Origin of the sequence: Pectobacterium parvum, assembly GCF_020971565.1 — a bacterium.
In the GTDB taxonomy this organism is placed as follows: Bacteria; Pseudomonadota; Gammaproteobacteria; order Enterobacterales; family Enterobacteriaceae; genus Pectobacterium; species Pectobacterium polare.
Genome location: NZ_CP087392.1, coordinates 4398846 through 4425559 on the forward strand (window position 1 = coordinate 4398846; position 26714 = coordinate 4425559).

32 protein-coding genes and 1 CRISPR repeat array are annotated in these 26714 nt (G+C 52.5%); of the genes, 13 read left to right on the forward strand and 19 right to left on the reverse strand.

Annotation, left to right across the window (positions count from 1 at the left end):
• Window positions 1-194 precede the first annotated feature (194 nt).
• Together LOZ86_RS19800 and LOZ86_RS19805 are read right to left on the reverse strand one after the other, a co-directional pair.
• Entirely contained in the window at window positions 195-1232 is a 1038-nt protein-coding gene (locus LOZ86_RS19800; protein ID WP_039482066.1) for a M48 family metallopeptidase, read from the reverse strand.
• A gap of 9 nt (window positions 1233-1241) precedes the next feature.
• Entirely contained in the window at window positions 1242-2420 is a 1179-nt protein-coding gene (locus LOZ86_RS19805; protein WP_039482069.1) for a YjgN family protein, read from the reverse strand.
• Window positions 2421-2714: 294 nt separating this feature from the next.
• Here LOZ86_RS19805 and LOZ86_RS19810 point away from each other — a divergent pair, with 294 nt between their 5' ends.
• The gene (locus tag LOZ86_RS19810) at window positions 2715-3218 is read left to right on the forward strand and encodes a GNAT family N-acetyltransferase (RefSeq protein ID WP_039482073.1); all 504 of its coding nucleotides are present in this window, start codon (window positions 2715-2717) and stop codon (window positions 3216-3218) included.
• A gap of 101 nt (window positions 3219-3319) precedes the next feature.
• Here the strand turns inward: LOZ86_RS19810 and rraB are convergent, their stop codons facing one another.
• Window positions 3320-3745 carry a ribonuclease E inhibitor RraB gene (rraB, locus tag LOZ86_RS19815; protein ID WP_039482075.1) on the reverse strand — a complete coding sequence of 142 codons (426 nt, stop codon included), beginning with the start codon at window positions 3743-3745 and terminating at the stop codon, window positions 3320-3322.
• A 91-nt stretch (window positions 3746-3836) separates the two neighbouring features.
• Between rraB and argL the strand changes: the two genes are divergently transcribed.
• Both argL and argF read left to right on the forward strand, forming a co-directional pair.
• A complete protein-coding gene (gene argL / locus LOZ86_RS21600; protein WP_373425776.1) occupies window positions 3837-3887 on the forward strand; it encodes a putative translational regulatory protein ArgL in 51 nt (16 codons plus the stop codon).
• A 233-nt stretch (window positions 3888-4120) separates the two neighbouring features.
• On the forward strand, window positions 4121-5128 hold the full coding sequence (argF, locus tag LOZ86_RS19820) for an ornithine carbamoyltransferase (RefSeq protein WP_230242658.1): 1008 nt from the start codon (window positions 4121-4123) through the stop codon (window positions 5126-5128).
• Between the two features lie 163 nt (window positions 5129-5291).
• Here argF and LOZ86_RS19825 read toward each other — a convergent pair whose 3' ends face one another.
• The 3 genes from LOZ86_RS19825 to LOZ86_RS19835 form a co-directional block, all read right to left on the reverse strand.
• Window positions 5292-5957, reverse strand: coding sequence for a PAS domain-containing protein (locus LOZ86_RS19825; protein WP_230242660.1), 666 nt, complete (start codon window positions 5955-5957; stop codon window positions 5292-5294).
• Between the two features lie 4 nt (window positions 5958-5961).
• Window positions 5962-6645 carry a helix-turn-helix transcriptional regulator gene (locus LOZ86_RS19830; RefSeq protein WP_230242662.1) on the reverse strand — a complete coding sequence of 228 codons (684 nt, stop codon included), beginning with the start codon at window positions 6643-6645 and terminating at the stop codon, window positions 5962-5964.
• A 295-nt stretch (window positions 6646-6940) separates the two neighbouring features.
• Complete coding sequence (locus LOZ86_RS19835) at window positions 6941-7408, reverse strand: NanQ anomerase/TabA/YiaL family protein (RefSeq protein WP_230242664.1); 468 nt, start codon at window positions 7406-7408, stop codon at window positions 6941-6943.
• A gap of 252 nt (window positions 7409-7660) precedes the next feature.
• On the opposite strand from LOZ86_RS19835, the gene LOZ86_RS21375 reads away from it, so the two are divergent.
• From LOZ86_RS21375 to nrdG, 6 genes are all read left to right on the forward strand, one after another.
• Complete coding sequence (locus LOZ86_RS21375) at window positions 7661-7783, forward strand: hypothetical protein (protein ID WP_258210297.1); 123 nt, start codon at window positions 7661-7663, stop codon at window positions 7781-7783.
• A gap of 74 nt (window positions 7784-7857) precedes the next feature.
• Window positions 7858-8793, forward strand: a complete 936-nt coding sequence (gene pyrB, locus LOZ86_RS19840) for an aspartate carbamoyltransferase (protein ID WP_039482087.1) — start codon at window positions 7858-7860, stop codon at window positions 8791-8793.
• A 15-nt stretch (window positions 8794-8808) separates the two neighbouring features.
• Window positions 8809-9273, forward strand: coding sequence for an aspartate carbamoyltransferase regulatory subunit (gene pyrI, locus LOZ86_RS19845; RefSeq protein WP_039482089.1), 465 nt, complete (start codon window positions 8809-8811; stop codon window positions 9271-9273).
• Between the two features lie 98 nt (window positions 9274-9371).
• The gene (gene ridA / locus LOZ86_RS19850) at window positions 9372-9758 is read left to right on the forward strand and encodes a 2-iminobutanoate/2-iminopropanoate deaminase (RefSeq protein ID WP_039354809.1); all 387 of its coding nucleotides are present in this window, start codon (window positions 9372-9374) and stop codon (window positions 9756-9758) included.
• Between the two features lie 401 nt (window positions 9759-10159).
• Window positions 10160-12298 carry an anaerobic ribonucleoside-triphosphate reductase gene (gene nrdD / locus LOZ86_RS19855; RefSeq protein WP_111778761.1) on the forward strand — a complete coding sequence of 713 codons (2139 nt, stop codon included), beginning with the start codon at window positions 10160-10162 and terminating at the stop codon, window positions 12296-12298.
• Window positions 12299-12379: 81 nt separating this feature from the next.
• On the forward strand, window positions 12380-12844 hold the full coding sequence (gene nrdG / locus LOZ86_RS19860; RefSeq protein WP_039482094.1) for an anaerobic ribonucleoside-triphosphate reductase-activating protein: 465 nt from the start codon (window positions 12380-12382) through the stop codon (window positions 12842-12844).
• An 11-nt stretch (window positions 12845-12855) separates the two neighbouring features.
• Here the strand turns inward: nrdG and LOZ86_RS19865 are convergent, their stop codons facing one another.
• From LOZ86_RS19865 to LOZ86_RS19875, 3 genes are all read right to left on the reverse strand, one after another.
• Window positions 12856-13509, reverse strand: a complete 654-nt coding sequence (locus LOZ86_RS19865) for a Rossmann-fold NAD(P)-binding domain-containing protein (RefSeq protein WP_039482096.1) — start codon at window positions 13507-13509, stop codon at window positions 12856-12858.
• Window positions 13510-13602: 93 nt separating this feature from the next.
• Complete coding sequence (locus tag LOZ86_RS19870) at window positions 13603-14064, reverse strand: YhbP family protein (protein ID WP_039482099.1); 462 nt, start codon at window positions 14062-14064, stop codon at window positions 13603-13605.
• Window positions 14065-14073: 9 nt separating this feature from the next.
• The gene (locus tag LOZ86_RS19875; protein ID WP_039482100.1) at window positions 14074-14520 is read right to left on the reverse strand and encodes a winged helix-turn-helix transcriptional regulator; all 447 of its coding nucleotides are present in this window, start codon (window positions 14518-14520) and stop codon (window positions 14074-14076) included.
• A gap of 153 nt (window positions 14521-14673) precedes the next feature.
• Between LOZ86_RS19875 and LOZ86_RS19880 the strand changes: the two genes are divergently transcribed.
• Both LOZ86_RS19880 and LOZ86_RS19885 read left to right on the forward strand, forming a co-directional pair.
• Window positions 14674-15987, forward strand: a complete 1314-nt coding sequence (locus LOZ86_RS19880; protein WP_225969787.1) for an MFS transporter — start codon at window positions 14674-14676, stop codon at window positions 15985-15987.
• Entirely contained in the window at window positions 15984-17336 is a 1353-nt protein-coding gene (locus tag LOZ86_RS19885; protein ID WP_039512786.1) for a pyridoxal phosphate-dependent decarboxylase family protein, read from the forward strand. The genes LOZ86_RS19880 and LOZ86_RS19885 overlap by 4 nt, the downstream gene beginning before the upstream one ends.
• Window positions 17337-17429: 93 nt before the next feature.
• Here the strand turns inward: LOZ86_RS19885 and LOZ86_RS19890 are convergent, their stop codons facing one another.
• Window positions 17430-17888, reverse strand: coding sequence for a hypothetical protein (locus LOZ86_RS19890; RefSeq protein ID WP_010286715.1), 459 nt, complete (start codon window positions 17886-17888; stop codon window positions 17430-17432).
• Window positions 17889-18315: 427 nt separating this feature from the next.
• Between LOZ86_RS19890 and LOZ86_RS19895 the strand changes: the two genes are divergently transcribed.
• Window positions 18316-18576, forward strand: a complete 261-nt coding sequence (locus LOZ86_RS19895) for a type II toxin-antitoxin system RelE family toxin (protein ID WP_039482487.1) — start codon at window positions 18316-18318, stop codon at window positions 18574-18576.
• A 73-nt stretch (window positions 18577-18649) separates the two neighbouring features.
• Window positions 18650-19021 (forward strand): helix-turn-helix domain-containing protein, encoded by a 372-nt coding sequence (locus tag LOZ86_RS19900; protein ID WP_039482489.1) that lies wholly within the window; start codon window positions 18650-18652, stop codon window positions 19019-19021.
• A gap of 158 nt (window positions 19022-19179) precedes the next feature.
• Here the strand turns inward: LOZ86_RS19900 and LOZ86_RS19905 are convergent, their stop codons facing one another.
• The 9 genes from LOZ86_RS19905 to casA form a co-directional block, all read right to left on the reverse strand.
• Complete coding sequence (locus tag LOZ86_RS19905; protein ID WP_039482106.1) at window positions 19180-19596, reverse strand: helix-turn-helix domain-containing protein; 417 nt, start codon at window positions 19594-19596, stop codon at window positions 19180-19182.
• Window positions 19593-19904 (reverse strand): type II toxin-antitoxin system HigB family toxin, encoded by a 312-nt coding sequence (locus LOZ86_RS19910; protein WP_039482109.1) that lies wholly within the window; start codon window positions 19902-19904, stop codon window positions 19593-19595. Before LOZ86_RS19910 ends, LOZ86_RS19905 begins: the two co-directional genes overlap by 4 nt.
• Before the next feature lie 95 nt (window positions 19905-19999).
• Window positions 20000-20394: a CRISPR direct-repeat array (repeat unit 29 nt; unit sequence CGGTTTATCCCCGCTGGCGCGGGGAACAC).
• A gap of 84 nt (window positions 20395-20478) precedes the next feature.
• Window positions 20479-20772 carry a type I-E CRISPR-associated endoribonuclease Cas2e gene (gene cas2e, locus LOZ86_RS19915; protein ID WP_039482111.1) on the reverse strand — a complete coding sequence of 98 codons (294 nt, stop codon included), beginning with the start codon at window positions 20770-20772 and terminating at the stop codon, window positions 20479-20481.
• Window positions 20773-21693, reverse strand: a complete 921-nt coding sequence (cas1e, locus tag LOZ86_RS19920; protein ID WP_039482113.1) for a type I-E CRISPR-associated endonuclease Cas1e — start codon at window positions 21691-21693, stop codon at window positions 20773-20775.
• Between the two features lie 24 nt (window positions 21694-21717).
• Window positions 21718-22365, reverse strand: a complete 648-nt coding sequence (gene cas6e, locus LOZ86_RS19925) for a type I-E CRISPR-associated protein Cas6/Cse3/CasE (protein WP_039482116.1) — start codon at window positions 22363-22365, stop codon at window positions 21718-21720.
• Window positions 22365-23099, reverse strand: a complete 735-nt coding sequence (cas5e, locus tag LOZ86_RS19930) for a type I-E CRISPR-associated protein Cas5/CasD (RefSeq protein WP_111778762.1) — start codon at window positions 23097-23099, stop codon at window positions 22365-22367. The genes cas6e and cas5e overlap by 1 nt, the downstream gene beginning before the upstream one ends.
• A gap of 9 nt (window positions 23100-23108) precedes the next feature.
• Window positions 23109-24176, reverse strand: coding sequence for a type I-E CRISPR-associated protein Cas7/Cse4/CasC (gene cas7e / locus LOZ86_RS19935; RefSeq protein WP_039482121.1), 1068 nt, complete (start codon window positions 24174-24176; stop codon window positions 23109-23111).
• 3 nt (window positions 24177-24179) lie between these two features.
• Window positions 24180-24827, reverse strand: coding sequence for a type I-E CRISPR-associated protein Cse2/CasB (gene casB / locus LOZ86_RS19940; protein ID WP_039482124.1), 648 nt, complete (start codon window positions 24825-24827; stop codon window positions 24180-24182).
• Complete coding sequence (casA, locus tag LOZ86_RS19945; protein WP_039482127.1) at window positions 24820-26382, reverse strand: type I-E CRISPR-associated protein Cse1/CasA; 1563 nt, start codon at window positions 26380-26382, stop codon at window positions 24820-24822. Before casA ends, casB begins: the two co-directional genes overlap by 8 nt.
• Window positions 26383-26714 lie beyond the last annotated feature (332 nt).

The following is a 26714-nucleotide window of genomic DNA, read 5'->3' on the forward strand; positions in this document are numbered from 1 at the left end:
TGATATTTAACGCATTCCTGTTAATCGTCCGGCTACGTAGCTCATGCTTTTCACTCGACATTCGCGTTTATAAAAACAGCAAAGTGCATTTTTTTTGCTCAAAAACCTAATCAGAAAGAGATCGTGTGCGGTGACACCGCACACGATTAACACAAGGCAGGGTTAGATCGGAGGTGAGAATCGAGAACTGAGGATTAGTGCTTATTCATCTCGCTTTCAATGGCTCTCAGCCGCTCATCCATATCCGGGTGCGTACTCAGCCAGTCCGGTAAATCCAGCGAATCAATTTCATCCTGACTGCGGTCGTTAGCGATCAAGGCCCGGTACATTGCCTGCATCGACTGAAGCGAACGCCCTTGCTGCTGCATTTCTGCTATTGCCCATGCGTCGGCTTCCCGTTCCATATCGCGGGAAAACTGCATCTCGTTGATAAAAGCGGCAGACTGCAACAAGGTATCCCCGACTCCGCTGACATCTCCCGTCATCCACATGAAGGTCAGCGATACCAACGATGAACGCACCACCATGCGCATTGGGTGGCGATAGGCGTGGTGTCCCATTTCATGCAGCATCACTGCGGCCAGCTCGTTGTCACTTTTCGCCAGCTTCACCAGATCGTCACTGATAATCAGCGTGCCATCTGCCAGCATAAAAGCATTCGGCCCGATAGGCGCGGACATGATCTCCAGGCGCAGTGGCGTTTTGTCTTCCCGCATATCAGCGGGCATGACCTGTTGAAACAGCGCTTGCATCGCCTGCTGGCGCTCAACAGGCAATTTAGAAGGCTTAAAATCACTGTGCCGTAACAGCTTTAGCGTATTTTGTCCCAGTTGCTGTTCGATAGCGCTAGGCATCCGTAGCGCCAGCGCAGAACTTGCCCACGGCAGTACCACGTAAACGTAGTTTATGACGAGTAAGATTGTGGCGAGTAGCGTGAGAATGACGCCACGCTTATGGCGTTCCAAACGATGGACAAGCCCCGGGCGACGTCGTGCGGAATACCACGCGCGAAAAGTAGGATCGTCGGCAGGAACAAAGCGACCGCCGTCAGGAAATGTGAGCGTTAGAGGAATCGAGCCCAGCGCATCGGAAACCGTGACCTGCTCCAACGCAAATGTCGTATTCGATGACTCGGTGTTCAGCACCATCATCGAACCGTTGTCCGATAAATGAAGAGAAGCGGCCACGCGGGCCGCCAATCCGGGGTATTGATAATGCCCCTTAATATTCATATTCCTGCCTTAGAGACCGACACCCAAATCGAGCGCCTGCACGGCTTCTTCTGCCAGTGCGCTGTTTGCTGTGTCCTGATGAGCCTGAACATGCAGCAGTTCCAGATCGCCTTCAACCGCTGTCGCATTCGCGATATAGCGTGCGTGACGAATCTCTGCCACCGGTGCAGCCCAACCCAAAGAGAAAATAGTGATCAGGCTATTGGTTATCAGCAGCCCCATGTAAGACATTGTTTGCATGGAAGAGTGCAATTTCACACCCCCATTCAGCGACGTCTGGTTAAACAGATAATTACGCTGTGCGACAACCAGATAACTGCTGGAAACCAGCACACCCAGCAGCGCCACAACGAACATCATGATCAGATTGAAGACGTTGCTCAGCAGCATCATGGCAATGGTTTCAGAATCTGCGCCCATCATAATGATCTGATACAGCGTGAAAAAGAACGACCCCATGAATGACAGCGCGGCGATCAAGAAAGGAACAAAAATCAGCAGGCTAATCAGGGCGAATTTAATAAATGCCGCTTTCGTCAACTCCGCTTTAAACGCCGTTTTGCCGAAGAACAGGTTATTAACATAGAAATCAAGCTGCATCATTTTCATGATGCCATTCACCGCAGCAAACCCAGGAACCACTAGCGCCAGCACGATGAGTGTAATGAGAATCGGGCTATCGCTCTGCATACCGATTATCATCGCAACCGCTAAAACAGCATAAAAAGCCAACAGCAGCAGAATAGGACAAAGCAGCAGCACCCAATACGCGCGACCTGTCTGGCAATGATAATTAAAGCGAATACCACGATAGCTGGACATAATAGCGTCATAACGCCAGTTGCGGATCACGATAATCGGAATCAATGCCGCAAATGCCAGCGCGATAACCGTGCCAAGCACGGGTGAAAAACTCAATATGATATAAAACAGAATGATCCCAGCGATAACCAGCAAACGCCCTTTGAGAATCTGAATCGGGTCCGCATGGTAATCAAAACGGTCACCGTTAATTTCCGTGTTACCGTAAAAATAACGGCGGCGGCGCACTGTCGCCCAGGCAGAATAAATACCTAAGGTGATTATCGTTAATAACGCATTCACCAGCCAAATTGCAAAATATTCCCCAGCCTTACCATGAAACTGCACGCGATGCTGCGCGCTATTTTTTGAAGTATTGATAGTCATAGACCTTTCATCCTAAAAGAAATAAGCCTTATAAACGCTTCATTCGACACGTTATTGGCATACAAAAAGCGGCTTATTTAAGCATGTCCTGTTAATGACAACAATAAAAGTTAACAGCAATTAAACAAGTTCATATATTTATGAATTACAAGGAATAGAGAAACTCATAGAGAAATCGCCCCCGACAACGTGAAGTATGACGGGTATAGACGTTGCATCAATGTGGTCTGAAATGGTATTACAATCGGCTAGGAACATTCCCCCTCGTAAACCGTAAGAACAAGAGTACGTATTATGACAACCGCGACCTCCGCCAATCTTCAGGTACGCCCAATTACCGCGCAGGACGATGCCGCTATCGCTCAGGTCATCCGTCAGGTTTCAGCTGAATTTGGTTTGACAGCCGATAAAGGCTATACCGTTTCCGATCCGAATTTGGATGCGCTATTTGCCCTGTATAACCAGTCGAAAAGCGCCTACTGGGTGGTTGAATATGACGGCCGTGTGGTTGGCGGTGGCGGCATTGCCCCGCTGGTCGCAGGCGAAGAAGATGTGTGTGAATTACAGAAAATGTATTTCTTACCCGTCGTGCGGGGCAAAGGGCTGGCACGTCAGTTGGCGATACAAGCGCTTGATTTTGCTCGTCAGCACGGCTTTCGCCGCTGCTATCTGGAAACAACCGGACACCTGACCAGCGCGATCCGACTGTATGAGTCGCTGGGCTTCGAGTCGATTCCCCACGCAATGGGCAACACGGGCCACACCGACTGTGAAGTGACGATGTTGAAGGCACTGTAATAGGCTTAAGGTGCAGTCACCGCGCGGGTCATACAGAGTAAAAAAACGCCGCGGGGTGTTCCTGCGGCATTCAGTGAGGCGTGTTCTTCGAGATTAATGACTTAGTGCCGCTTGCCGTCATCATCTTCGTCAAAAAAATCTTCATCATCCCCGTCTTCTTCACCTTCACCATCTGGATCTTCGAAGTAGGTACCCCAACCGTCGTAATTCACGCCGTGGCGTTCTGCCAGCGCCAGCAGCTGTTCTACCTGCGTGTCGATCAGTTCCGCCTTCAGCGCAACTTCACTGATGGCATCGCAGCACATCAGCAACACGCCATCTTCCACTTCCAGTTCTTCTGCATCCGTCACTTCATAACCCAGCTTGAAGGCTTCTACAGCGACTTTTTCCAACACTTCAAACTTCTCAGCAGAGAAATGGTGTTCAATGGTATAGAGCGCTTCAGGATCGCTGCCATCATCCAGCAGTTCTTCAATGATCAGGCGTGTCTCTTCCCGTTGCTCTTCCAGTAATTCGCGGTTTGCCATGCCTCAGTCCTCATTAAACGACGTAATATTACTTATTGTCCCACAGCCCTGCGGCTTGCTCCACCACAAAGTTTGATATCACTACTTGAATTTGAATAATTACACATATAAAGTGAATTTTAATTCAATAGATAGTTTTTAATCCAATAAATATGCCCTAGATAATTCGAGTTGCAGGACAAAATGTTAACGTTTTGAACAACATAAAGCGTTGGCCCTTTAGGGCGAGGCACATTTACGGGCCTCGTAACGCGGCAATCGCACGAATCCTCAGGAGCTTACTCAAGTAAGTGACTGAGGTGAGTAAGAGAAGCCAACGCACATGCAGCTTGAAGTATGACGGGGATAGTGTTGAGCCACATGGAGAGGTACATCATGCAACCGTTCTATAAGCGTCACTTTTTAAGGTTAATGGATTTTACACCCGCAGAAATTGCCAATCTTTTAGCCCTGTCAACGAAGCTGAAAGCCGATAAAAAAAACGGGACAGAAGCCCGCCGTCTGCAAGGTAAAAACATCGCACTCATCTTCGAAAAAGATTCGACTCGTACTCGCTGCTCTTTCGAAGTTGCTGCATACGATCAGGGCGCGCAAGTGACCTATCTCGGCCCAAGCGGCAGCCAAATCGGCCATAAAGAATCCATCAAGGATACTGCACGCGTGCTGGGAAGAATGTACGACGGCATTCAATATCGCGGCTATGGTCAGCAAATTGTCGAAACGCTGGCGCAATACGCGGGCGTCCCGGTCTGGAACGGGCTGACGAACGAATTCCACCCTACTCAGCTGCTGGCGGATCTGCTGACGATGCAGGAACATTTGCCGGGTAAATCGCTGTCAGAAATGACGCTCGTCTATGTCGGTGATGCACGCAATAACATGGGTAACACCATGCTGGAAGCAGCGGCACTGACCGGGCTGGATTTACGTCTTATTGCGCCAAAAGCCTGCTGGCCGGATGCCGGGCTGGTGGCTGAATGTCAGGCCGCCGCAGAGCAAACCGGTGGCAGCATCACGCTGACGGAAGATATCGCCACGGGCGTCGCGGACGCAGATTTTGTTTATACCGACGTCTGGGTTTCCATGGGGGAACCGAAAGAGACCTGGAAAGAGCGTATTGCGCTGTTGAAACCCTATCAGGTGAACATGGCGATGATCGCTGCAACGGGTAATCCGCAGGTGAAGTTCCTGCATTGTCTGCCCGCGTTCCACGACGATCAGACGACGATAGGCCAACAAATGGCGGAGCAGTACGGTCTGCACGGCGGAATGGAAGTCACGGATGAGGTCTTTGAATCCGCACACAGCATCGTGTTCGATCAGGCGGAAAATCGCATGCACACCATCAAAGCGGTGATGGTCGCCACGCTGGTACAGGATTAATATTTAGCCTGCCTTTGATGTGTTTTAAAAACAGATCAGAGGTGGACAGTTGGATCGTCCAACTGATCCTTAACGAATAGGCATGAGGCAAAGAGCTGGATCTTTAGTTCGGCTTAACGCCTCTTCCCGTCATTTTGACATGAGAGGCTCGAACCACAGTCCCTCAGGTAATCGACACATGCCCTTTTATCAGAAAAAAAGGGGGAATGTAGTTATCCCATCCTTTTTGGTTGCAGTGTTCGATCAGGGTGGCGCTGTTTGTCACACCTGTTTTATCACAGCAACGCGTTATCCTGTTACGAAGCGCTGAAGAACTGATGCCGAGTATGTCCGGGATACGGTTCTGCTTCACCCCGCTCTGCAGCAAAAGAACGACCTCCCACTCTTTGTCTGTAAAAATATTTGCCGGTCGGGTGAACACAACGGGCTTCCTTTCGCATGGCATAAGAAAAGTTGAAAAGTAAACATTGGTGATTTCTATGTAAGTGCAAACAATCCCTTCATTGCCATCATTGAGCCGCCAAGGACGCTTCTCCACCAGAAAAGACCGGAGTCTATTCCGTCTTCCGTAATCAAATGTTTTGAGGACAATACTCATTTCATTTGTGGTCAATATTTTTTGGTCGTCATACAGTATATGGCCGTAGTGCTCGCTGATATCGGGCGTTAAGTCAGTGTCGAGACAGCCTAAAAGGCTACTTTCTGTTACGCCAAAATACTGACATACAATCTTATTGCCATAAACATACTGGGAGTTGCAGTCCTTTATGGCCCAGCCAAACAAAGAGTTATCAAAATAATACTCAACAGGAGTCAAATCTGGGTCCATCAGGTTAGCCTCTGATAATGAGATGTCCTTTTTTCAGAAAGAACTGCGGGATGTAGTTATCAAGTCGGTTATCTCTACAGTATTCCTTTAGGCCTGATTGTGAATTCAAGCCTGTTTTTCTGTAGCAGCTTCGGAGTCTGCTGTTAACGGCATCGACGGTGATTGAGAGGATACTGCTTATATCTTTAAGCATCATCCCACAGACCAGCAGGTAAATAATCTCCCATTCCTTCTCGGTAAATATTTTAGAGGAGGGCTCGAAGGTGGAGTGTTGAATTATTGTTCCATTTAGCAAAGAGGTCGGTGTGATGATCCTAACATGTCTGACGCTGATAACTGTGCCTACACAGTTGCGATGCTCATCATAGATTGGCTCCTGAACATTGTAGGCAGGTTGCATTATTTTTTCCGTGCCTTGAATATGCGTTGTAATGGCTCTCACCGCCTTACCGGTACGCTCTATCTCTCGTTCCTGCTGATTAAAAATGTCTGAAAATTCGGCGACAGGAACAGGGATATCCCTAATGTTCAAGCCTTCATAATCATAACGAGTCGATATGGTTTGCCAGGTTTTAAAGGTGTTATTGACATAAACAAAACGGGAGTTTGTGTCTTTTACTGCCCAGCCGACGAGAGGATCGCTTTCAAACATTGCGATTAATCTGTCAGGTAATGTAATTTGTTTCATCAGCGTATCCCTACATTAAAATTACCCTACATAAAATATGCCGTACCTGATATACGCCTGTTTATAAAAACTAAAATAGAATAAAAAGTCTGCGACAGGCCAATGCCAAGGAAAACATCCTACATAATTTAAATTAATAATATACCTATAATCGAAAGGTCATTAGATTTTCTAGCAAGAAAATTATTTTCTGAATAATGCCAGTCAGTTAAGCAACTGACTGGCATTTTATCGTCATAGAACAATGACGAATTGCTGAATGAATAGATGTTGCCTGTCATTGTTCACAGAAATCTTACACCACCAGCGACGCGTCGATTTTCACTACGGCTTTGCGCACGTGTGCAGGTTCGCCAACGGCACACAGCGGCTTGTGCACTTCCCCCGGGAAGAAGACGACAAAATCCCCTTCCTGCATCACAAACTGTTTTTCCTGCTCGCCAGCAGGCAGGAAAGCAATGTCTTTATCCGCCAGCCAATCGGTATCCGGCTTGCCCGCAGGCAGGTTACTGAACGTCATCCCTTCCACACCGGACAGCACGATCTGAATGTCCAGATATTTGGCGTGATACTCGGCACGGCGTTTTTCCAGCAGATCGGTGCTGTCGTTGGAGATCAACACAAACACGCTGTTGCCTTCGATATCATGCTTGCCCAGCGGCGTGTCTGCCGTAATATTTTGCTTTACGTATTCAATCGCTTCGCGCAGTTTGGCTGGCAGATAAGGAGCCAGTTCAAGGTGGTGGACGTTGCCAGTAATCATAAAAACCCTCGTTGATATAAAAATGAAACCCTGTTTTACAATCCTTATACTCTCCAAATGTGACGCCCGCCAGCGTGTTAATACGAAAAAGTGAACTGCCCACCACTCTTCTCTATCGGCCTTCTCCCGCCCACGAGCATTATGCATACAGCACGCGACCCGCAACCGATTGCGATGCGTAAAAAACCACGTTTTCTGCTTGAAATAGCCTAATCGGCGCGTATAATTCCCGACAGTTTGCTGGGAGGGTTTATGTACCGTTACACCAAAAAATCCGCTGCTTATGTTGGTTCTCAACCACAACTGCCATCCGGCAGCCAGCCAGCGTTTTCCTTTCCGTTGCTCAATGATTCAATGAAGAAAGCCCCTCAATGAGGGGCTTTTTTTTGGCCCACAATCCGGGCAGCCAGATACGATATTTCCTGTTTACTCGTTAGGAGAAAGACAACATGGTCAATCCGCTCTATCAAAAACATATTATTTCGATCAACGACCTCAGCCGGGAAGATTTGGAACTGGCGCTGAATGTAGCTACCAGCCTAAAAGCCAAGCCTCAGCCTGAGTTGTTGAAACATAAAGTGATTGCCAGTTGCTTCTTCGAGGCCTCCACCCGGACACGTTTATCCTTTGAAACCGCGATGTATCGCCTCGGCGCCTCCGTCGTCGGTTTCGCTGACAGCAACAACACATCGCTGGGGAAAAAGGGCGAAACGCTGGCCGACACCATTTCCGTCATCAGCCAATACGTGGATGCTATCGTAATGCGTCATCCGCAGGAAGGCGCTTCCCGCCTGGCGATCGAGTTCTCCGGCGGTATTCCGATTCTGAACGCCGGTGACGGTGCGAACCAACACCCGACGCAGACGCTGCTCGATTTGTTCACAATTCAGGAAACGCAGGGCCGACTGAACAACATCAATATCGCGATGGTCGGTGATTTGAAATATGGCCGCACCGTGCATTCACTCACGCAGGCGTTGGCGAAGTTTGAAGGCAACCGCTTCTACTTCATCGCCCCGGACGCGCTGGCGATGCCGGACTACATTCTGAGCATGCTGAAAGAGAAGAATATTGCTTACAGCCTGCACAACAGCATTGATGAGGTCGTCGGCGAGCTTGATATTCTGTACATGACGCGCGTGCAGAAAGAGCGTCTGGATCCGTCCGAATACATCAACATCAAATCCCAGTTTGTCCTGCGCGCCGCCGACCTGCACAGCGCCCGCCCGAATCTGAAAGTGCTGCACCCGCTGCCGCGCGTTGATGAGATCACCATTGATGTGGATGCCACGCCTTACGCCTATTATTTCCAACAGGCGGGCAACGGTATTTACGCTCGTCAGGCGCTGCTGGCGCTGGTCCTGAATCGCGAACTGGTTCTGTAAGAGGAAGAAGCCATCATGACACACGATAATAAATTACAGGTTGAAGCGATCAAACGTGGCACGGTGATCGACCACATTCCCGCACAGGTGGGTTTTAAGCTGTTGACGCTATTTAAACTGACCGCGACAGACCAGCGCATCACCATCGGCCTGAATTTGCCGTCCAACCACCTTGGACGCAAAGATCTGATCAAGATCGAGAACATTTTCCTGACCGAGCAGCAGGCGAATCAGCTGGCGATCTACGCACCGCAGGCTACCGTCAATCAGATTGATGACTATGACGTCGTACGCAAGCTGGTGCCGACGCTACCAGACCACATTACTGGCGTGCTCACCTGTCCGAACAGCAACTGCATCAGCCGCAGCGAGCCGGTTTCATCGTCATTCAGCGTGAAGCAGCGCGACGGCGACGTGCACCTGAAGTGTAAGTACTGCGAGAAAGAATTTGAGCGTCAGGCTGTACTGCAAGATCGCTAGTTTTCTGCATTGCCCCGCAATGGACATTGCCTGTGGCGGGGCTTTTTTGAATAATGGCGGCGTCCGCGTTCCTTTTACGCCCCCATCAAGGAGATACCATGTCACGCATTATCAGCACTGAGCACGCCCCAGCCGCCATTGGCCCTTATGTTCAGGGCGTCGACCTTGGCAGCATGATCTTCACATCCGGCCAGATCCCCGTGAACCCGAAAAGCGGTCTGGTGGCAGATAACATCACCGCTCAGACGCGTCAGTCACTGGAAAACGTTCAGGCGATCGTGGAAGCTGCTGGCCTGAAAGTTTCCGATATCGTGAAAATGACCGTATTCGTGAAAGACCTGCACGATTTCGCTCTGGTCAACACCGCGTATGAAGCCTTCTTCAACGAACATAGCGCACCGTTCCCGGCTCGCTCTTGCGTTGAAGTCGCACGCCTGCCAAAAGACGTGAAGATCGAGATCGAAGCGATCGCCGTTCGTCGCTAAATATCGCTGCAATATCCCCAAAAAGCGCACAGTAACCGGTGCGCTTTTTTTTCTGTTCTTTCTTTCACCACAACAACATTATTGACATTCCCAGCACACATCACGGTCAAAAAACAAACAAATTTCCGCCAAGCCGCGCGTAGCAAGCCTTCCCACTCTCATCGCCTTTTTTGACTATTTTTTGTTCAGGCTCAAATTCCCCGCGACATGAGGATTTCTTTGCTCTACATCAATTTTACAGCGATAAAAGCGCAAACACCCCTACGCAATTTCAATATATAGTGCCTATCCTGTAAACATGAACTACATATAGTGTTTATCCACAGTATCATCCACAGACCCCTGTAACCCTTGTCAGTTACGGTTTTCGCCTGTGGATAACCTTTCCAGAGGAAGAAAACGTGAAACCAGTAGTGATTAAACGGGACGGTTGCCAGGTGCCTTTTGATGAAGTGCGTATCAAAGAGGCGGTCGAACGCGCGGCACATGCGGCTGGTGTCAATGATGCAGACTACTGCGCAACTGTGGCCTGTGCGGTCGCTCAACAAATGCAGGATAAATCGCGCGTAGATATCCGCGATATTCAGGATGCGGTCGAAAACCTGCTGATGTCCGGCAATTACAAAAAGCTGGCGCGTACCTACATCGAATACCGCCATGACCGCGATATTGCGCGTGAACGCCACGGTCGTCTGAATCAGGAAATTCGCGGTCTGGTTGAGCAGAGCAACATGGCGCTGCTGAACGAGAACGCCAACAAAGACAGTAAAGTGATTCCCACCCAGCGCGATCTGCTGGCTGGTATTGTCGCCAAGCATTACGCCAAACAGTACATCCTGCCGCGTGATGTGGTATTGGCGCACGAGCGCGGTGAGATTCACTACCACGACCTCGACTACTCGCCTTTTTTCCCCATGTTTAACTGCATGCTGATCGACCTGGATGGCATGCTGACCAACGGCTTCAAAATGGGGAATGCGGAGATTGAGCCACCGAAATCGATCTCAACCGCTACCGCCGTCACCGCGCAGATTATCGCGCAGGTCGCCAGCCACATTTATGGCGGCACCACGATTAACCGTATTGATGAGATTCTGGCGCCGTTCGTCACCGCCAGCCATGCGAAACATAAATCCGTGGCAGAAGAGTGGCTGATTCCCGATGCAGAAAACTATGCCTTAACCCGCACGGAAAAAGAGTGCTACGACGCCTTCCAGTCACTGGAATACGAAGTCAACACGCTGCACACCGCTAACGGCCAGACCCCGTTCGTGACCTTTGGCTTCGGGCTCGGCATCAGTTGGGAATCGCGTCTGATTCAAGAATCGATCCTGCGCAACCGCATTGCCGGACTGGGTAAAAACCACAAAACGGCGGTATTCCCGAAACTGGTCTTTGCTATCCGCGACGGTCTGAACCACAAAGCGGGCGATCCGAATTACGATATCAAACAGCTCGCGCTGGAGTGCGCCAGCAAGCGTATGTACCCAGATATCCTGAACTACGATCAGGTCGTAAGCGTCACCGGTTCATTTAAAACCCCAATGGGCTGCCGCAGCTTCCTCGGCGTTTATGAAGAAGATGGCCAGCAGATTCACGACGGCCGCAATAACCTGGGCGTAATCAGCCTGAACCTGCCGCGCATCGCGCTGGAGGCAGAAGGCAGCGAAACCCGCTTCTGGACGCTGCTCGACCAACGTCTGGTGCTGGCGAAGAAAGCACTGATGACGCGCATTGCGCGGCTAGAAAGCGTAAAAGCTCGCGTCGCGCCCATCCTGTATATGGAAGGGGCTTGCGGCGTGCGCTTAAAAGCAGACGACAGCATTGCGGACATCTTCAAGAACGGACGCGCTTCGATTTCGCTGGGCTATATCGGCCTGCATGAGACGATTAATGCACTCTTCGGTAGCCAAACGCACGTGTTTGATGACGAAGTGCTGCGTGCCAAAGCCGTGGCTGTCATTGCCCGCCTGAAAGCCGCCACCGAGCAGTGGAAAGACGAAACGGGTTATGGCTTCAGCCTGTACAGCACGCCGAGTGAAAACCTGTGTGACCGCTTCTGCCGTCTGGATACCGCCGAGTTTGGCGTTGTGCAAGGCGTGACGGACAAAGGGTATTACACCAACAGCTTCCACCTCGATGTGGAGAAGAAGGTGAACCCTTACCAGAAAATTGACTTCGAGCTGCCCTATCCGCCGCTGGCTAACGGAGGATTCATTTGCTATGGAGAATACCCGAACCTGCAACACAACCTCAAAGCGCTGGAAGACGTGTGGGATTACAGCTACAGCCGTGTGCCTTACTACGGCACCAACACGCCGATCGACGAATGCTATGAGTGTGGCTTCACCGGTGAATTCGAGTGCACCAGCAAAGGCTTTACCTGCCCGAAATGCGGCAACCACGATTCAGCCCGCGTTTCCGTCACACGCCGTGTGTGCGGCTACCTCGGTAGCCCAGATGCACGCCCGTTCAACGCCGGTAAGCAGGAAGAAGTGAAGCGTCGAATCAAGCATTTAGGCAACGGTCAACTGGGGTGATCCCTTCTGGGCCGCAGCAATGCGGCCCACCTTTCGCGGCACCGTCAACACGCGCCCGCTTCATAACATGGGCTCTACCGTATGAATTACCACCAGTATTATCCCGTTGATGTCGTCAACGGCCCCGGCACCCGCTGCACGCTGTTTGTCGCTGGCTGCGTGCACGAGTGTGTGGGGTGCTACAACAAAAGCACCTGGCGACTCAACTCCGGTCAGCCGTTTACACAGGAACAGGAAGACCGGATCATTGCCGATCTTCAGGATACAATCATCCCTCGACAGGGAATGTCGCTGTCTGGCGGCGATCCGCTCCATCCACAGAATGTGCCTGACATCCTGCGGCTGGTCGAACGGATACGCACGGAATGTCCGGGCAAAGATATCTGGGTCTGGACAGGCTACCTGCTGGCGGAACTTACGCGAGAACAACAGCGGGTGGTCGATCTCATCAACGTCTTAGTCGATGGGAAATTTGTGCAAGACCTGAAAGATCCCGCACTGATTTGGCGTGGCAGCAGTAATCAGGTTGTCCACCGCCTGCGTTGATCGGCAAGAGGCTACTGAAGTGCCTGCAGCTTACCCAGTGAACGTAATTGATCAGATTCCAGCACGGTGACCCGCGCTTTGGGTTCGGGCGAGAACGCCTGATTCAGCAACGCCTGCGCGACCGTTTTCCCCTCAATGGCTCGCCATTTTGCTGGGAACAGACGAAACAGCGGGGCGGCCAGACTTTCTAGCAGACGGCTATCTTCTCTTTCCCCTAGCAGCATTGACGGCTGTGCCAATGTCAGATGCTGCCAGCCTTGCTGACGCAGCGATTTTTCCGCTTCCCCCTTCACCCGTGAGTAGAAAAAAGGCGATGTTGCATTTGCACTCAGCGAACTGACGACCAAAAGGTGTGTCGCCCCTAGCGCCAGTGCCACTTTTGATCCTTCCACCACCAGCGTGTAATCCACATAGCGGAACGCGCGCTTACTCCCCGCCGTCTTGAGCGTCGATCCCAGACAGCAAAATGCGATATCAACAGGATCGGTCAATTGTGCCAGAGCGGCTGACAGATCGGGATCGTACGGATTGACCACCTTCTCCGACGGTGCCAGCGGTTTACGGGTTGGCGCATAGATCGTCTCAACCCGATTATTGGTTTTCAACAACTGTAATAACTCATGTCCCACTAACCCCGTTGCACCTAATAACAGTACTCGGCTCATCGGTTTCCCCCTTGGTCAACGTCTTTCGCTATCCCATCTTTTTACGTTTCTGTTCTTCTCTGTGACGACAATTCTCTCTGAAAAACGTCAGCTTTAGCGAACCTGACTGTCACGCTGCCAGTGACGCTTCTGACCAAAGCCCAGCGTATTGTCCGTCATTTTGATTTCTGTCAGATCGAGCCGCCAGATCGGTGCTTGCGATGCCCGGGCAATAGGGAAACGCGCGTTGTAACGTGCTCTGGCCTGCTGCGCTTCATCTCCCTGCAACTGTACCGCCTGCGCCCGAAACTGCACGCCCTTAATCAGCATCACGCTTTTCGGCTGGCCGCTCACCGTACCGGCCACCTGCGGCAGCCTTGCCATTATCTCACCGTGGCGCGTCTGCAACTCCGTCATGAGATAGAAGGCTATCAGTTGATCGTCATAAGTATAGAAGCAACTCGCACACCATAATTCCGAATTTTCACCCGCGCATAACGTCAGTACGTGCAACTTCTTCAAATAGCGGGAGATTGCTTCAAGATCGCTGCCTGTTTCTCTCAGTTCTTTCTGCATTACGCTGCCTCAATCCACTTTCTGAACGAACGTATCCTGCCCGACCAACAGTTGGCCTTGTGCAGAATGCGGCAGCATGGTTTGCAGAGGCTGGCCGGTGTGTTTATCCAATAGCAGGGAGTGAGGTTCTCCCTCCGCAAACAACTGCTGTTCCCCCCACTGGCGTAGCGCCACAACGAGCGGGAATAGCTGTTCGCCTTTTGGCGTCAGGACATATTCCTGATAGGCCGAGCTTTCGGAAACGGGCTGAACGGACAGAATGCCTTCCTCAACCAAGGTGCGCAGACGATCGGTAAGAATATTTTTGGCAACGCCCAAACTGCGCTGAAAATCGCCGAAACGGCGGCGATTGTCGAAGGCATCGCGGATAATCAGCAACGCCCAGCGATCGCCAACTACATCCAGCGCGCGAGCAACGGGACACGCATCCTCTTTCAAACTTTTGCGCTTCACCATGAATACTTCCTCCCCTTTTTCCTGTTCATCCTGCCTGCCTTACCCACAGGCTGAAAACTGATCGCACAATTTTTGGTTGCATAATAAAACCAGAGTATTTATGCTTCAAGTGGTTTTATTTTGAAACCAAATTAAGCAATAAAAGCCAATACCATGAAAACAAGCCCTATTCATACCACGCCATCTGTTATCGAAGGCGATCTTTACAGCACTCCTTGCAGCACGCAGACAGTATTACCGCGCGCGTTAGTTTTGCTGTTTGCCTGTGCCAGCGCCCTCAGCGTCGCCAATGTGTATTACGCACAGCCGCTGTTGGATGCATTATCGGTAAATTTTCACATCAGTATCGCTGCCGTTGGCGGCGTGATGACCGCAACACAGCTTGGCTGTGCGCTGGCGTTAATTCTGCTGGTGCCGCTGGGTGATATCCTCAATCGGCGCTATTTGATACTCGCCCAGTTGGCTGCGCTCATCATGGCGCTGGTCGCCGTTGGGCTATCCACTACGCCTCTGTCTTTATTGATCGGCATGCTGGCCGTGGGCATGCTCGGTACGGCAATGACGCAGGGGCTGATTGCTTATGCCGCGACCGCTGCCGCACCGCAGGAGCGCGGACGCGTTGTGGGTGCGGCACAGGGCGGCGTGGTGATTGGGCTGTTGCTGGCGCGCGTGCTGTCCGGCTTCATCGCCGATCTAGCAGGCTGGCGCAGCGTATACTTTTTCTCTGCGCTGCTGATGCTCCTGCTTGCCGTGCTTTTATGGCGAACACTGCCGCATCAGCCGCTTGCCCAGCAGCGTCCGCGCTATTCCGCGTTGCTGCTTTCTATGCTGACCCTGTTGCGTAAAGAGCGGGTGTTGCAAATACGCGGCATCATCGCTTTACTGATGTTTGCTGCCCTAAGCATTTTCTGGAGCGCACTGGTTCTTCCACTGAGTCGTGAGCCTTATTTCTTCTCTCATACGGTGATCGGCGCATTCGGTTTGGTCGGTATTCTCGGCGCGCTGGCGGCAGTGAAAGCGGGATCGCTGGCCGATAAAGGCCGTGAACAGTGGGTCAGCGGCATCGCCCTGTTACTGTTGCTGGCATCGTGGCTACCGCTATGGTTAGCGCCCTATTCTCTCTTCGCGTTGGTAGTCGGCATCATCGTTCTCGATCTGGGCGGGCAAGCCATTCACGTCACCAACCAAAGCATGATTTTCAAGACGCATCCTGATGCGCACAGCCGTCTGGTTGGCTGTTATATGCTGTTTTATAGCATCGGCAGCGGGCTTGGCGCGATGGCAACGACAGCGACGTATGACGCTGCGGGCTGGTCAGGCGTATGCATTCTTGGCGCAGCCGTCAGCCTGACAGCGCTGCTTTTCTGGAAAATGACGCTGCATGCTTCAGCGCCGCCACGCCATAGTGATAGCGGAACAACGCTTCTTGATAACAACACAATCCGATTGATAAGGGAAAAAGCATGAGCGAACTGACGTTACTGGCTGATGCCGACGAGCGCGGCCGACGTTATCTGGCTGAGACTGCACAGCGTCGGGTTTTCCCCGATGCCGATGCCCTCGCAGCGCTGGCACGTTTTGATGAAGCACTACCGCAACAGGGCTTCTCGCCCGAAAGCACACTGACGCTGCTGGATGAGGTCGGCTCACCGACCACCACCGCCTCCAATGGCCCGAACTATTTCGGCTTTGTTATCGGCGCCTCATTGCCGGTCGCCGCCGCTTCCGAGCGATTAATGATCGCCTGGGATCAGTGCGCGTCCACCTTTGATAACTCGCCGGTATCCGCCACGCTGGAACGCCTCGCCAGCCGCTGGGTGCTCGATGCTCTGAACTTACCCAAAGACAGCGCCGTGGGTTTCGGTACCAGCGCCACCGCCTGCACGCTTTCCTGTCTGGCCGCTGCGCGTCGTGCTCTGCTAGCAAAACAGGGCTGGGATTTTGACAACGATGGACTGATCGGCGCACCTGAAATTAAGGTCGTGATTTCGGAACTGACGCACATCACCGTGAAGAAAGCGCTGCGCGTACTCGGCTTTGGGCTACGCCATTTACTTATCGCGCCCGTGAATGCGTTTGGGCAGATCGATGTGTCGCAGCTTCCTCCGCTGGACGATCGCACCATTCTTTGTTTGCAAGCGGGCGAGGTCAACACGGGCGAGTTCGATGACTTTGCGCAGATCATTCCCGTCGCGAAAGCGGCAGGTGCCTGGGTTCACGTTGATGGCGCATTCGGACTGTGGGCCAGAGCCTCATCCCACGCGGCGCTCACCGACGGCATAGATCTGGCCGATAGCTGGACAACCGATGCGCATAAGTGGCTGAACACGCCCTACGACTGTGCGATGGCGATTTGCCGCAATGCGGACATGCTGGCGGAAGCGATGAACGCAGATGCGGTTTACTCTAGTGCGGCGCGAGATGCACAGAAGAACCTGACGCTCGAGTTTTCCCGTCGTCCGCGCGGCATTCCGGTGTGGGCAGCACTGCGTACGCTGGGGCGCGACGGCGTAGCAAAGATGGTCGAACGACACTGCCGGCAGGCAACCTTCATCGCCGACGGCCTGCGCCATGCGGGATTTGAGATACTGAATCGGGTTGTGCTTAATCAGGTTCTGCTGCGGGGGGAAACCGACGGCCAAACAGCGGCGATACGAGAAGCGTTACAGGCGTCGGGCAAAGCATGGTTTGGAGGCACCGTCTGGCAGGGGCGTCCGGCATTGCGCATCAGCGTGTCATCCTGGCGCACTCAGGACGACAACGTACAGGCGCTAATCACGCTGCTGACGGAAATCAAAGCTCAGACCCAACGCTGAGCGAAGCCTAAACAGTGAGTGCGGTATAAAACGACTATCCCCGCAAGCGCGGGGATAGAGAAACGTCATCAGACTACGGTGCGTCGGAATACGCTAGACGTAAACGCTAATACTGGAAACCTGTCCCTGAAAGCGGTTCAGCGCTTCGGCGGCACGCTGCAAGCTTTCGGTATTCTGCACTTCGCTACGGGATGATGCACCCGCGACACCTTGCTGAATGGTGTCGAAAACATTAATCGGCTGGAACACATTGGAAGGCGGAATACTTCCCCCTTCGGCTCTCGGCGACGAGACAAAACCCAACAGCGCGGAACCTTCTTCACGCCCCAACCGCCCACTGCTGACAAGGCCTTCAACCGTTTCATACAGCTCGGCTGGGCTAATGCGGGTGAAATCATACCGCGTCGTCTCACCGGCAGGAACAGCACCGCTACCCGCCTGATAAGACTGAAGCTGTTCGGACAGCGCCGCTTTCTCGGCATGCTCTGTGGAACGCTTCGCCATCACCTGCTGGCTGGCAAAAACGGACGACTCTGCGGCTTCAACTTTCATATCACCTCCTTACGGTAACGTATGGAAGACAAAAATCATTGGCATAGCACCTCACCGTGACGGTGGGTGCAAAAATGGTGTGCTTTAATACTGACACGCAATCCCTCATCGCGCCAGCCAGAAGCGAGATTTGCTCCCCTTGGCGCAGGGGGTATTTAGACCAACATGCAACAAGGGGTATAAGCCCAGTTTATCCCCGCTGGTGCGGGGAGGACATCAACATAATCATTAATATCAACAGCTAAATCGGTTTATCCCCGCGTACACCGGGGAAGATTCGCATTGCCACACATAACAGAATTGCGCAAACACAGTTTATCCCTAGAGGTAGTGTAGACCAATAAATAAAAAATAAGAAAAACGAAAATTATTTTTAAATTGTCTTATGATTAACTTATATCAGGGAAGGGTTTCGTTTGAGGGATTCATGACTAAGGTTAGTTGGTCAAAACGGGCATTAAAACAACTCGGCACAATTGACACCAGATATCGAAAACGAATCAAAGACAAAGTGAGCGAGCTTAGTACATTTCCAGATGTGAATTTGGATCTGAAAAAACTCGAATCGTCTGGCAAACAATATCGGCTACGAGTTGGCGATTACCGCATTATCTTCGAACTCATCAACGGCGAACCACAAGTGTGCGAGATACTTGAAGTCAAGCGAAGGACAACAACGACATACTGAGGAAGAAAGCGCACCTCTCGTTACACCACAACTGATTTTTACCCATCACAAGAAAATGTTGGAGCAATACACTATGAGCATACAAGTCATTCGGGATAAAAGTGGTAAACCTGAATATGCTGTTGTTCCGTATGAGTTATATCAGAAGCTTATCGAAAACGCTGACGATCCCGCTCTTTATGAGAGCATTCCCTACGCTCACAGCGAAGAGGATGATGTCTCCATTCCTCATGAAGTAGTTAGCATTCACATTGATCAAGAAGTCAGCTTACAGGCAGCCTGGAGAATTTTTAGGGGTTTCTCGCAGCAAGAGGTTGCAACCGCACTTGGCATTACCCAAGCCGCCGTCTCTCAGCTTGAATCCTCAGATTCAAGGCCGCAGAAACGCACCCGAAAAAAGCTGGCTAAGCTGTACAACTGTGAACCAGAACAGCTAATCCTTTAGCCGTTTCCACGTACTAGGGTTTACCCCCGCTGGCGTGGGGAACACTTCTTCGCTAGGCGGCGCAGGTCATCCCAGCGCGGTTTATCCCCGCAGGCCGGGGAACGCTTTATAGCGCGGCGCATTATGCTGCCCTTAGCAAGAATCGCTTAACAGTCGTATCAATCAACAAAAGCACTCACGGGAATATTGAATCGTTTAGCAAGCGCTCTCATGTGATCCAGCGTTAGAGTGCGCTCACCTTTTAGAATGCGGGATACCAGAGACTTTTTACCAATCTCAGCTTCAAAATCACTCTGCGTTAGCTGATGCTGATCCATAAGGACGCGCAGTAAAGCGATACCTGCTGGGAGTGCTTTAACACGTTCGTTGAAGGCTGCAAACTCCGGCGCATCATCTTCGTATTTGTCAATTTTGGCAGTCAGCATATCGATTAGCGGACTGTCAGGTTCACTCTCGATCAGGTATTCGGTTAGTTTCAGCGCATCCTCATAATCCTTACGAGAGGCGCTGCCTCCGAGGAATGGTACGATACTCGTCAGGTTGTTAGCTGCCTTGATGGCGTCTGCGTACATCATTCTTTATTCCTCCGGTAATACTCTGTCAGCCTATCGTACTCTGCATGGGATGTGATGTGCTTGATGAAGATTTTCCCTCGCTCAAAATCAGCAAAAAACATCACTCGAAGATGCCCGCCACCAATATCAATAACCCACCATTTTTCCCGATATTTCATCCTATCTAGACTGGGGAAGCGTTTTTTCATATCGTCCGGCGTTGCATACATTTCGCGTTTGATAACCCGATATAGGTCATCAAGTGCTGCCGCCTGATTCGGAAACTGAGTGGTTGCAGTGTCGAAAGGTGCCCGCGAAATAACATGCATTCTGATGCCTTCCCTAGTATTTCCAAATTGGAAACACCATGCCATAAACAGAACAAGTTGACAATATGGAAATATGTGTAATTTACATTTCACATCAGTTTATCCCCGCTAACGCGGGGAACACTTAGCTGTTGCCGTTTTAGTAAGGTAGTCATTCGGTTTATCCCCTCTGGCGCGGGGAACACTAGCTGAACGACATAAGCGCTCTCATCCCGAGCGGTTTATCCCCGCTGGCGCGGGGAACACTACTCGTGATGCATTGAGTGAGTATTTGCGGACGGTTTATCCCCGCTGGCGCGGGGAACACTCGTTGGCTTGGAGGGTAATATGCGACTGTCCCGGTTTATCCCCGCTGGCGCGGGGAACACGGGAATACTCTTGATATCAATGGATTGCCAGACGGTTTATCCCCGCTGGCGCGGGGAACACGCTTACCGCCATTTCCAGCATAGCCATTTGTTCGGTTTATCCCCGCTGGCGCGGGGAACACTCTAAAGATAGAGAGTTGTTTTATAATACTTTTTTCGGCATAAAAAATTCTACCGATTTTCCCATGTTGTTAAAGATCGCTAACTTATTGATTTTCAATAGGTGAAAAAGAGACTAACCGGAGACCATCCAGATCTACCGGCATTCGGCGGTTTTCGCCCCAGGTTTGGAACTCAAAGCCGGATTCCGTATTCGTCGCCCATGCCATCACCACGTTGCCCTGTTCTGCCAGTTCGATAATCTGCTGCCAGACCATCTCCCTCACCCGCTGTGAAGTGTCACCGACATACACGCCTGCGCGGATTTCCAATAACCACACCGCCAGCCTGCCGCGCAGGCGCGGCGGGACATTTTCCGTCACAACCACCAGCATGCTCATTTAACCCTGCCCTCGGTGGCCGCTGTCACCAAACGGTTTCGGTTCTGGGATCGCCGGTGGCTGGGCATCATCCGGCGGGAGCGGTGGCGTAATACCCCCCGCAGACAAGACTTCCTCAATCAGGGGAATCAATTTACTCAGCGTTTTCTGGCTACGGAAAATATCACGGCAAGCAAGCCGCACTTCACGATCCGGCTCAGCAGGGTTGCGGGCTGCAATTTCAAAGGCTTTTGCCACCACACCCTCGAATTTGATGATGTCAGCAATGTCGTAAACAAAAGAAAGCGGTTTGCCGCTATGGACAAACCCGATCGCTGGCGCATAGCCCGCCGCCAGCACGGCCGCTTCCGTAATGCCATACAGGCAGGATGTCGCCGCGCTAATGCACTGGTTGACCTTGTCGCCTCGTTCCCAGTCTTTCGGATCGTAACGTCGGCCATTCCATTTCACGCCATACTGCTGCGCCAACAGCGTATACGTTTGGCGCACGCGGGCACCTTCAATTCCCCTGAGCTGATCGACCGAACGGCGGCTCGGCGCAGGTTCACCAAAGCGTAGCTCAAACATTTTGCGCACCACTTTAAGGCGCAGTTCCTCATCCAATGCCAGCTTGGCCTGATAGAGCAATTTATCTGACCGCGCGCCGCCGGGCTGGCCAGACGCATACAGCCGTACACCCGCTTCGCCGACCCACACCAGCAGCGTCCCGACCGTCGCAGCAAGCCGCACGGCAGCATGAGAAACCCGTGTGCCAGGCTCCAGCATGATGCAGGCAACCGACCCCACGGGAATATGCGTGCGCACGCCGGTTTTATCCACCAGCACAAACGCACCGTCAATGACATCAACCTGCCCGTATTGCAGAAAGATGAGTGAAACCCGATCCTTGAGCGGGATCGGATTAAGCGGAACATACATCATCAACTCTCCCTGTAGCGGGGCAGGCTACGCCCGTTTCAGTAGCAGCAGGCCGCACCCCAATGCTTTGCTTTTTCCTAACCCGTGTCGAGCCGCCGTCGCAAAGCGTTCAGCATCCGTAATGTGGAGCACTCCGTCATAATCCACACTGCTAAACATAATCACCGCCGACTGGCCAGGCTTGTTTAGGCGGTGACGTTGATAGCCATCGATCCGACACGACGACACCGCAAAGCCCGCATTTTCCCCTTGACGCACCAGCCAGTCATGAGCACGCTGCTGTTGATGCTGCCACAGTTCTCCACCGGATAGCCCAGCCGCTTTCGCCTGATGACGCGCATCCATCAGCACATCGCTACGCTTGCCGTCCCGCGTGACCACCGGATTCGCTCGCAGTGAAAACGCCAGTGTCATGCCGTTATGCCATTGCGGTTGATACGGTTTGGTTTCTACCTGAAACAGGTTGTGATCCGCCAGCGGAGCCTGTTCGGAGAGCAGGTAAAACAAGCTTTTGGTCTCATGCGCTTCTTCACGGAACAAAAATGACCGCTGTGGCTGTTCGGGGAAGAGCTGCCAGAGCCACTGGTGGCTGGCATAGCCCCCTGCGTGCAGCCGCTTTTCCGCCATTGCGCGCGGCAACACATTGGTTTTCAGTGTTATTCTGGAAAAATACATCATTCCTCTCCCTTTTCACTGCCGACATATTGCACGCGGGAAGTGAATTGCCAGCGCCGTCGGTCGGCGGGCTGATCGTTCCGTGAGATGCGGGATTGCGCCGTTAGCCCCGTGTCGCTTTCCTGTTCCCAGTAGCACACGCCTTCGGCACGACCGATCGTCTCTAATGCGAGGTCGTTCAGTGCTGGTGTTTGCTTCGCTAATTGCCACACCTCAGCCAGCGTGCCAGCAAACAGGTGTGGTGCCAGCGGCAGCGCAGGCGGACAGCTTTTACGTCCGAAATAGAGCGTAAACACCGGTGATAACAACGCATCCCGCAGCGCACTTAACGAGTAAGGCGCATCCGGCGTGGCGCTAATGGCGATGTGGTAATAGGCATCACAGCGGTATTCGCGTGAGGTCAACATGGTTTCGAGCGATTGCCCCGCCTCTGGCCGCAGTTCATCACGCCTTGTGTAGCGCGGCACTTTGCGGTTTTCTTTCGGCATCTGCACCGTGTGGTAGTCATTCAACCAGGTTTCACGATCGGAAAGCGGCCGTACCGCCACGTGATAATGCTGGTTGAAAACCGTCAGCGCAGCTCGATCGTCACGCCGGATCCCAAGCGCGGCTGCCAGCAGCCCCAGTAACGCCGAACGACTGGGCACCGTAGAGGTATGACGCACTTCGCCAACCGCAACTTCCCCCCACGACACCAGCGGAGCATAGATCTGGAAGACCAGATAGTTATCCATATCGCGCTCCTACTGGCTGATAAAATCCAGTAACCCTTGCAGTGAACCGCCCTCACTTTCAGCTTCCACGTTCAGCTCATAGGAAGGAACGCTGCCCGCAGAGGCGTACACCCGATCAAATTTGGTTTTTTGTTTACGCAGCAGTTCGATGGCGTAATTGACCTGATCGTCATTGCGGATAGGTTTGAAAAACGCGACCGACAAGGTACGCGGCTGATCGCTTCCCTTTTCTGCCAGTGCATAGGTTGCCAGCGCTCGGCTAGCAAAGCTGTTCTGCTTGCCACCCGGCGACACGGTCAGCGCCGTTTCCGTCAGCGCACGCAGGGTACGCGCCACCAACTCTTCATCGTTATTCAGGTTTTCCAGCAGCAAATCGCGGTTAATGCAGACATAGTGATAGAACAGCGCCGAGGCAAAGCTCTGTTCGCCCATATGCGCCGATCCGCTGTCGGCTGACGTATTCAGGTCATCCACCGCCGTGAAGAAATCGTCTTCGATGGTGACGGCACTCACGCCCAGCGCATGCGCCACCTGACAGGCCGCTTCGACATTGAATTCTGGCTCGGCGGCCAGCATCCTGCCAAACAGCGCGATATCAACGCTGGCGGCGTCCTTACGCAGTAGCTTTAGCTCTTCGCTATTCGGCTTACGTGATTCTGCGATCAGGCAAGCAACCAGTTGATCGATCAGCGCCCTTTCCTGCACGCTGAAATGAGCAAGCTGTTCGATATCGTATTTTTCCTGCGGGTCTTTACTGCCTTTTTCTTCTTTTTTCGGTTTACCGAACTGCTCAGCAATGCTCTTCGCCGCCTCATCGGCCAGCTTTTCACTCATACCGCCAGCAATCAGCGCCGCATAGATATCACGTCCAATGCGACGACTGCGGGTGCCGATATGGCCGTCCATTGCGGATTCAAACACCTCAGAGGTACGCCATGCACGCTTCAGGCTTTGCGAGGACACCCGCAAACGCTCAACGCCGCCAACGATTGCCGTTTTCGGACGACCCGCATCATCACGGTTCAGGTTGGAAGACGGATAAGCGGTTAAAAAATGAAGCTGGATAAAAGTGGTCATCAGTTATTCCTTGTCTGAAGCTGTCGTTGACGTTTCTGTCGTTAACATTGCGGTAGTGTCTGGCTCATCGGCGGTGATGTTTTGTGAGGCCTGCGCATACTCGCATGCCCAGCGCACGGCGTTGCGTCGTAAAGGGTGAAGCGTCGGCGCACGGTTTTCCTGCCGCGCCTGCCACTCGTCCGCCCACAGGAAAATACCGTCCGCTAGTGAAGGGAGATTCACGCCCGCCTCACCGCGTATTTGCACCGCACGGAAAAGCTGGCGATACAGTTCTTCTGGCGTTTGCGCCCGCTGTAGCCGTTCAAAGCGAAGAGGGGAGAGAAACGGACGGTCGCCGCCCTGTTTTTCACCGAGCTGTGCAGCAAAGCTGGTCTTCAACGTGTTTTTCGCCGCATGTGCCGCGACGGAAACAAAAATCGCCAGCGCCACGATGCGGTGTTCCTCTTCCAGCCGCGCCGCCAGCTTCCCGGCCAGATCGTGATATCCCTGACAGGTCAGCACGCCATAAGGCCGAGTGGCACGGCGCAGTTCAGCACGCCGCGCCCGTCCGTTACTGGTGGTGTTATGGCGGTTTTGCAAAGCCTCAAACCAGCGATTAATTTTGTCTTCATCATCTTTGCCGATGACCAAAAGATCAGCCGTGTTAGCCATCCACTGCCTCCTGCATTTGTTTAATGGTTTCTGCCGCTTTTTGCTTATAGAAAAACGCGCTCAGCTTTTTCCGCGTTCCCGCCGCCTTAACCAGATCGCGGTGTTCGTCTGGGTTGCTAAACACGCGGGCATCGTAGTTCTCCAACAGGTAGCGATAGAGCGCCTGCCGCCACGTTTTCAGCGCCGTTGCGGGAGCGTCACCCTGCGCCAGCGACTGGCACAGCCGCCTAAAATTGGATTCCGTTTCCTGCCAGAATGCGACATCAATGGCGCTGAAATCCCCTTTTGCGTCCTTAGGGCGTGAAAACCAGGCTTCTTTAATCATCTGACGCAGCAGCGTGGCACTGTCTCGCGCCAGTTCCACCGCCAGTTGCAAATGATCTTTATATTCACGCAGCGCAAGGGGATCATCACGAAAACGAGCCGAGGCAAACAACTGTGGAACGTGGTGCTCATACCAGCAACGCGCCTTCATGTTGTCCATATCATAGCCAAAGCACCACAGCCCAGACTCTCTACGCAGTTCATCTCGCCGGGCATTGTGGTGCACGACCGTCGCGGGAAAGGTGCTATTGAGCTTATCTTCGCCCTGCATCAGCAACCCCAGCCAGTCACGATACGCCAGCCCGCCCGGCTGCCCTTTCACCGACAGAAAAGGGGCATCGCCTTTCAGCGCATGACGATAGGGAGTAAGCGGGTGCCGCCAACTGTCGTACTGGATGCCGTAGTTTTTGGTGCGATACTGCGTGAGCAATGTGGTCGATTCCGTACCGCACAAATCGCATTCACCCGCCTGTAACGTGGTGAAATCCAGCTCAATGCGGCGCGGCATGCCCCAATAGGCTTGCAGCCGATGCGCATTTTCCGGCGTCACGGGCGGGTGAACGCCATCACTGGTAGGCGTAGCGGCTAACCACGGGAACACCGTGGCATCGGGTTTCCCCTTGGGCATTACCTCTTGCGTCACGACATTCATCCAGAGCTTTTTCCACAGCGGCAGACCGGTTTCTTCCGGCATGAGCAGCGTGGTGATCGGCCCGCCACCGCGCATCCCAGTGCGATGCCCTTGCCCGCCAGATGGCGCATTGGTTTGCAACGTGAACAGCGCCATTGCCGCACAGTGCGGGCACATCGCACTGACCGTGCCGCGCTTGATGAAGTGATCTTTATTCAGCTTGAGCGTGTTGCCGCCGGGGGCATCGATCAGCAGTCCGGAAATTGGCGTCGGGTCGCTGTCGAGCGTGGCAAAATCCTGCATAAACGCGGGCTTCTGTGCGCCAAACTGCATCGCCGGTGCCAGCGTGGCTAACGCTTGCGAAAAGTCGGGGCCAAGCCCGTTCTCCCAAATCTCTCTCCAGTCATCGTCATCGGCGGGGGCATAGGCGGTTTGCAGCAGGCCGATAAGAAGTTGATAGCCCGCGCCCTGCAAATCGGCACGCGACCAGGCGAGATCGATAATATTGTCGTCGGGGAGCTGCTGCGGGGAAATGTTACCCATCCTGCCATCCGCAAAGACGGCGGGCAGCCAAGGTTCTTCAATCAATGAAAAAAACATCGTACCTCCTGTGTGTGCCGCATCCCTGCGGCAATCCTGATTAAGGCTGGTTCTACCGTCTCTTTTTTAACGCATTCAGCCCGCGATGCCAGAGAGATGGCTCACGTTTGTGGCTGAGGGTAAATACGGACTCGCATTCGTTTGCTGTATGTCAAAATAGTGAACATTTCGTGCACCACTATTTCACTATTCTTAAGCCACTTCATCGCACGAAACCAGCATATTCCTTGCAAATAACTAACCGATAAACACCCCAATTACGGCAATGCTCGCAAAAGCCTCAATCAGTATGACAAGGGTGGGAACTCCTGTTTGCCTACTTCCAACGTCTG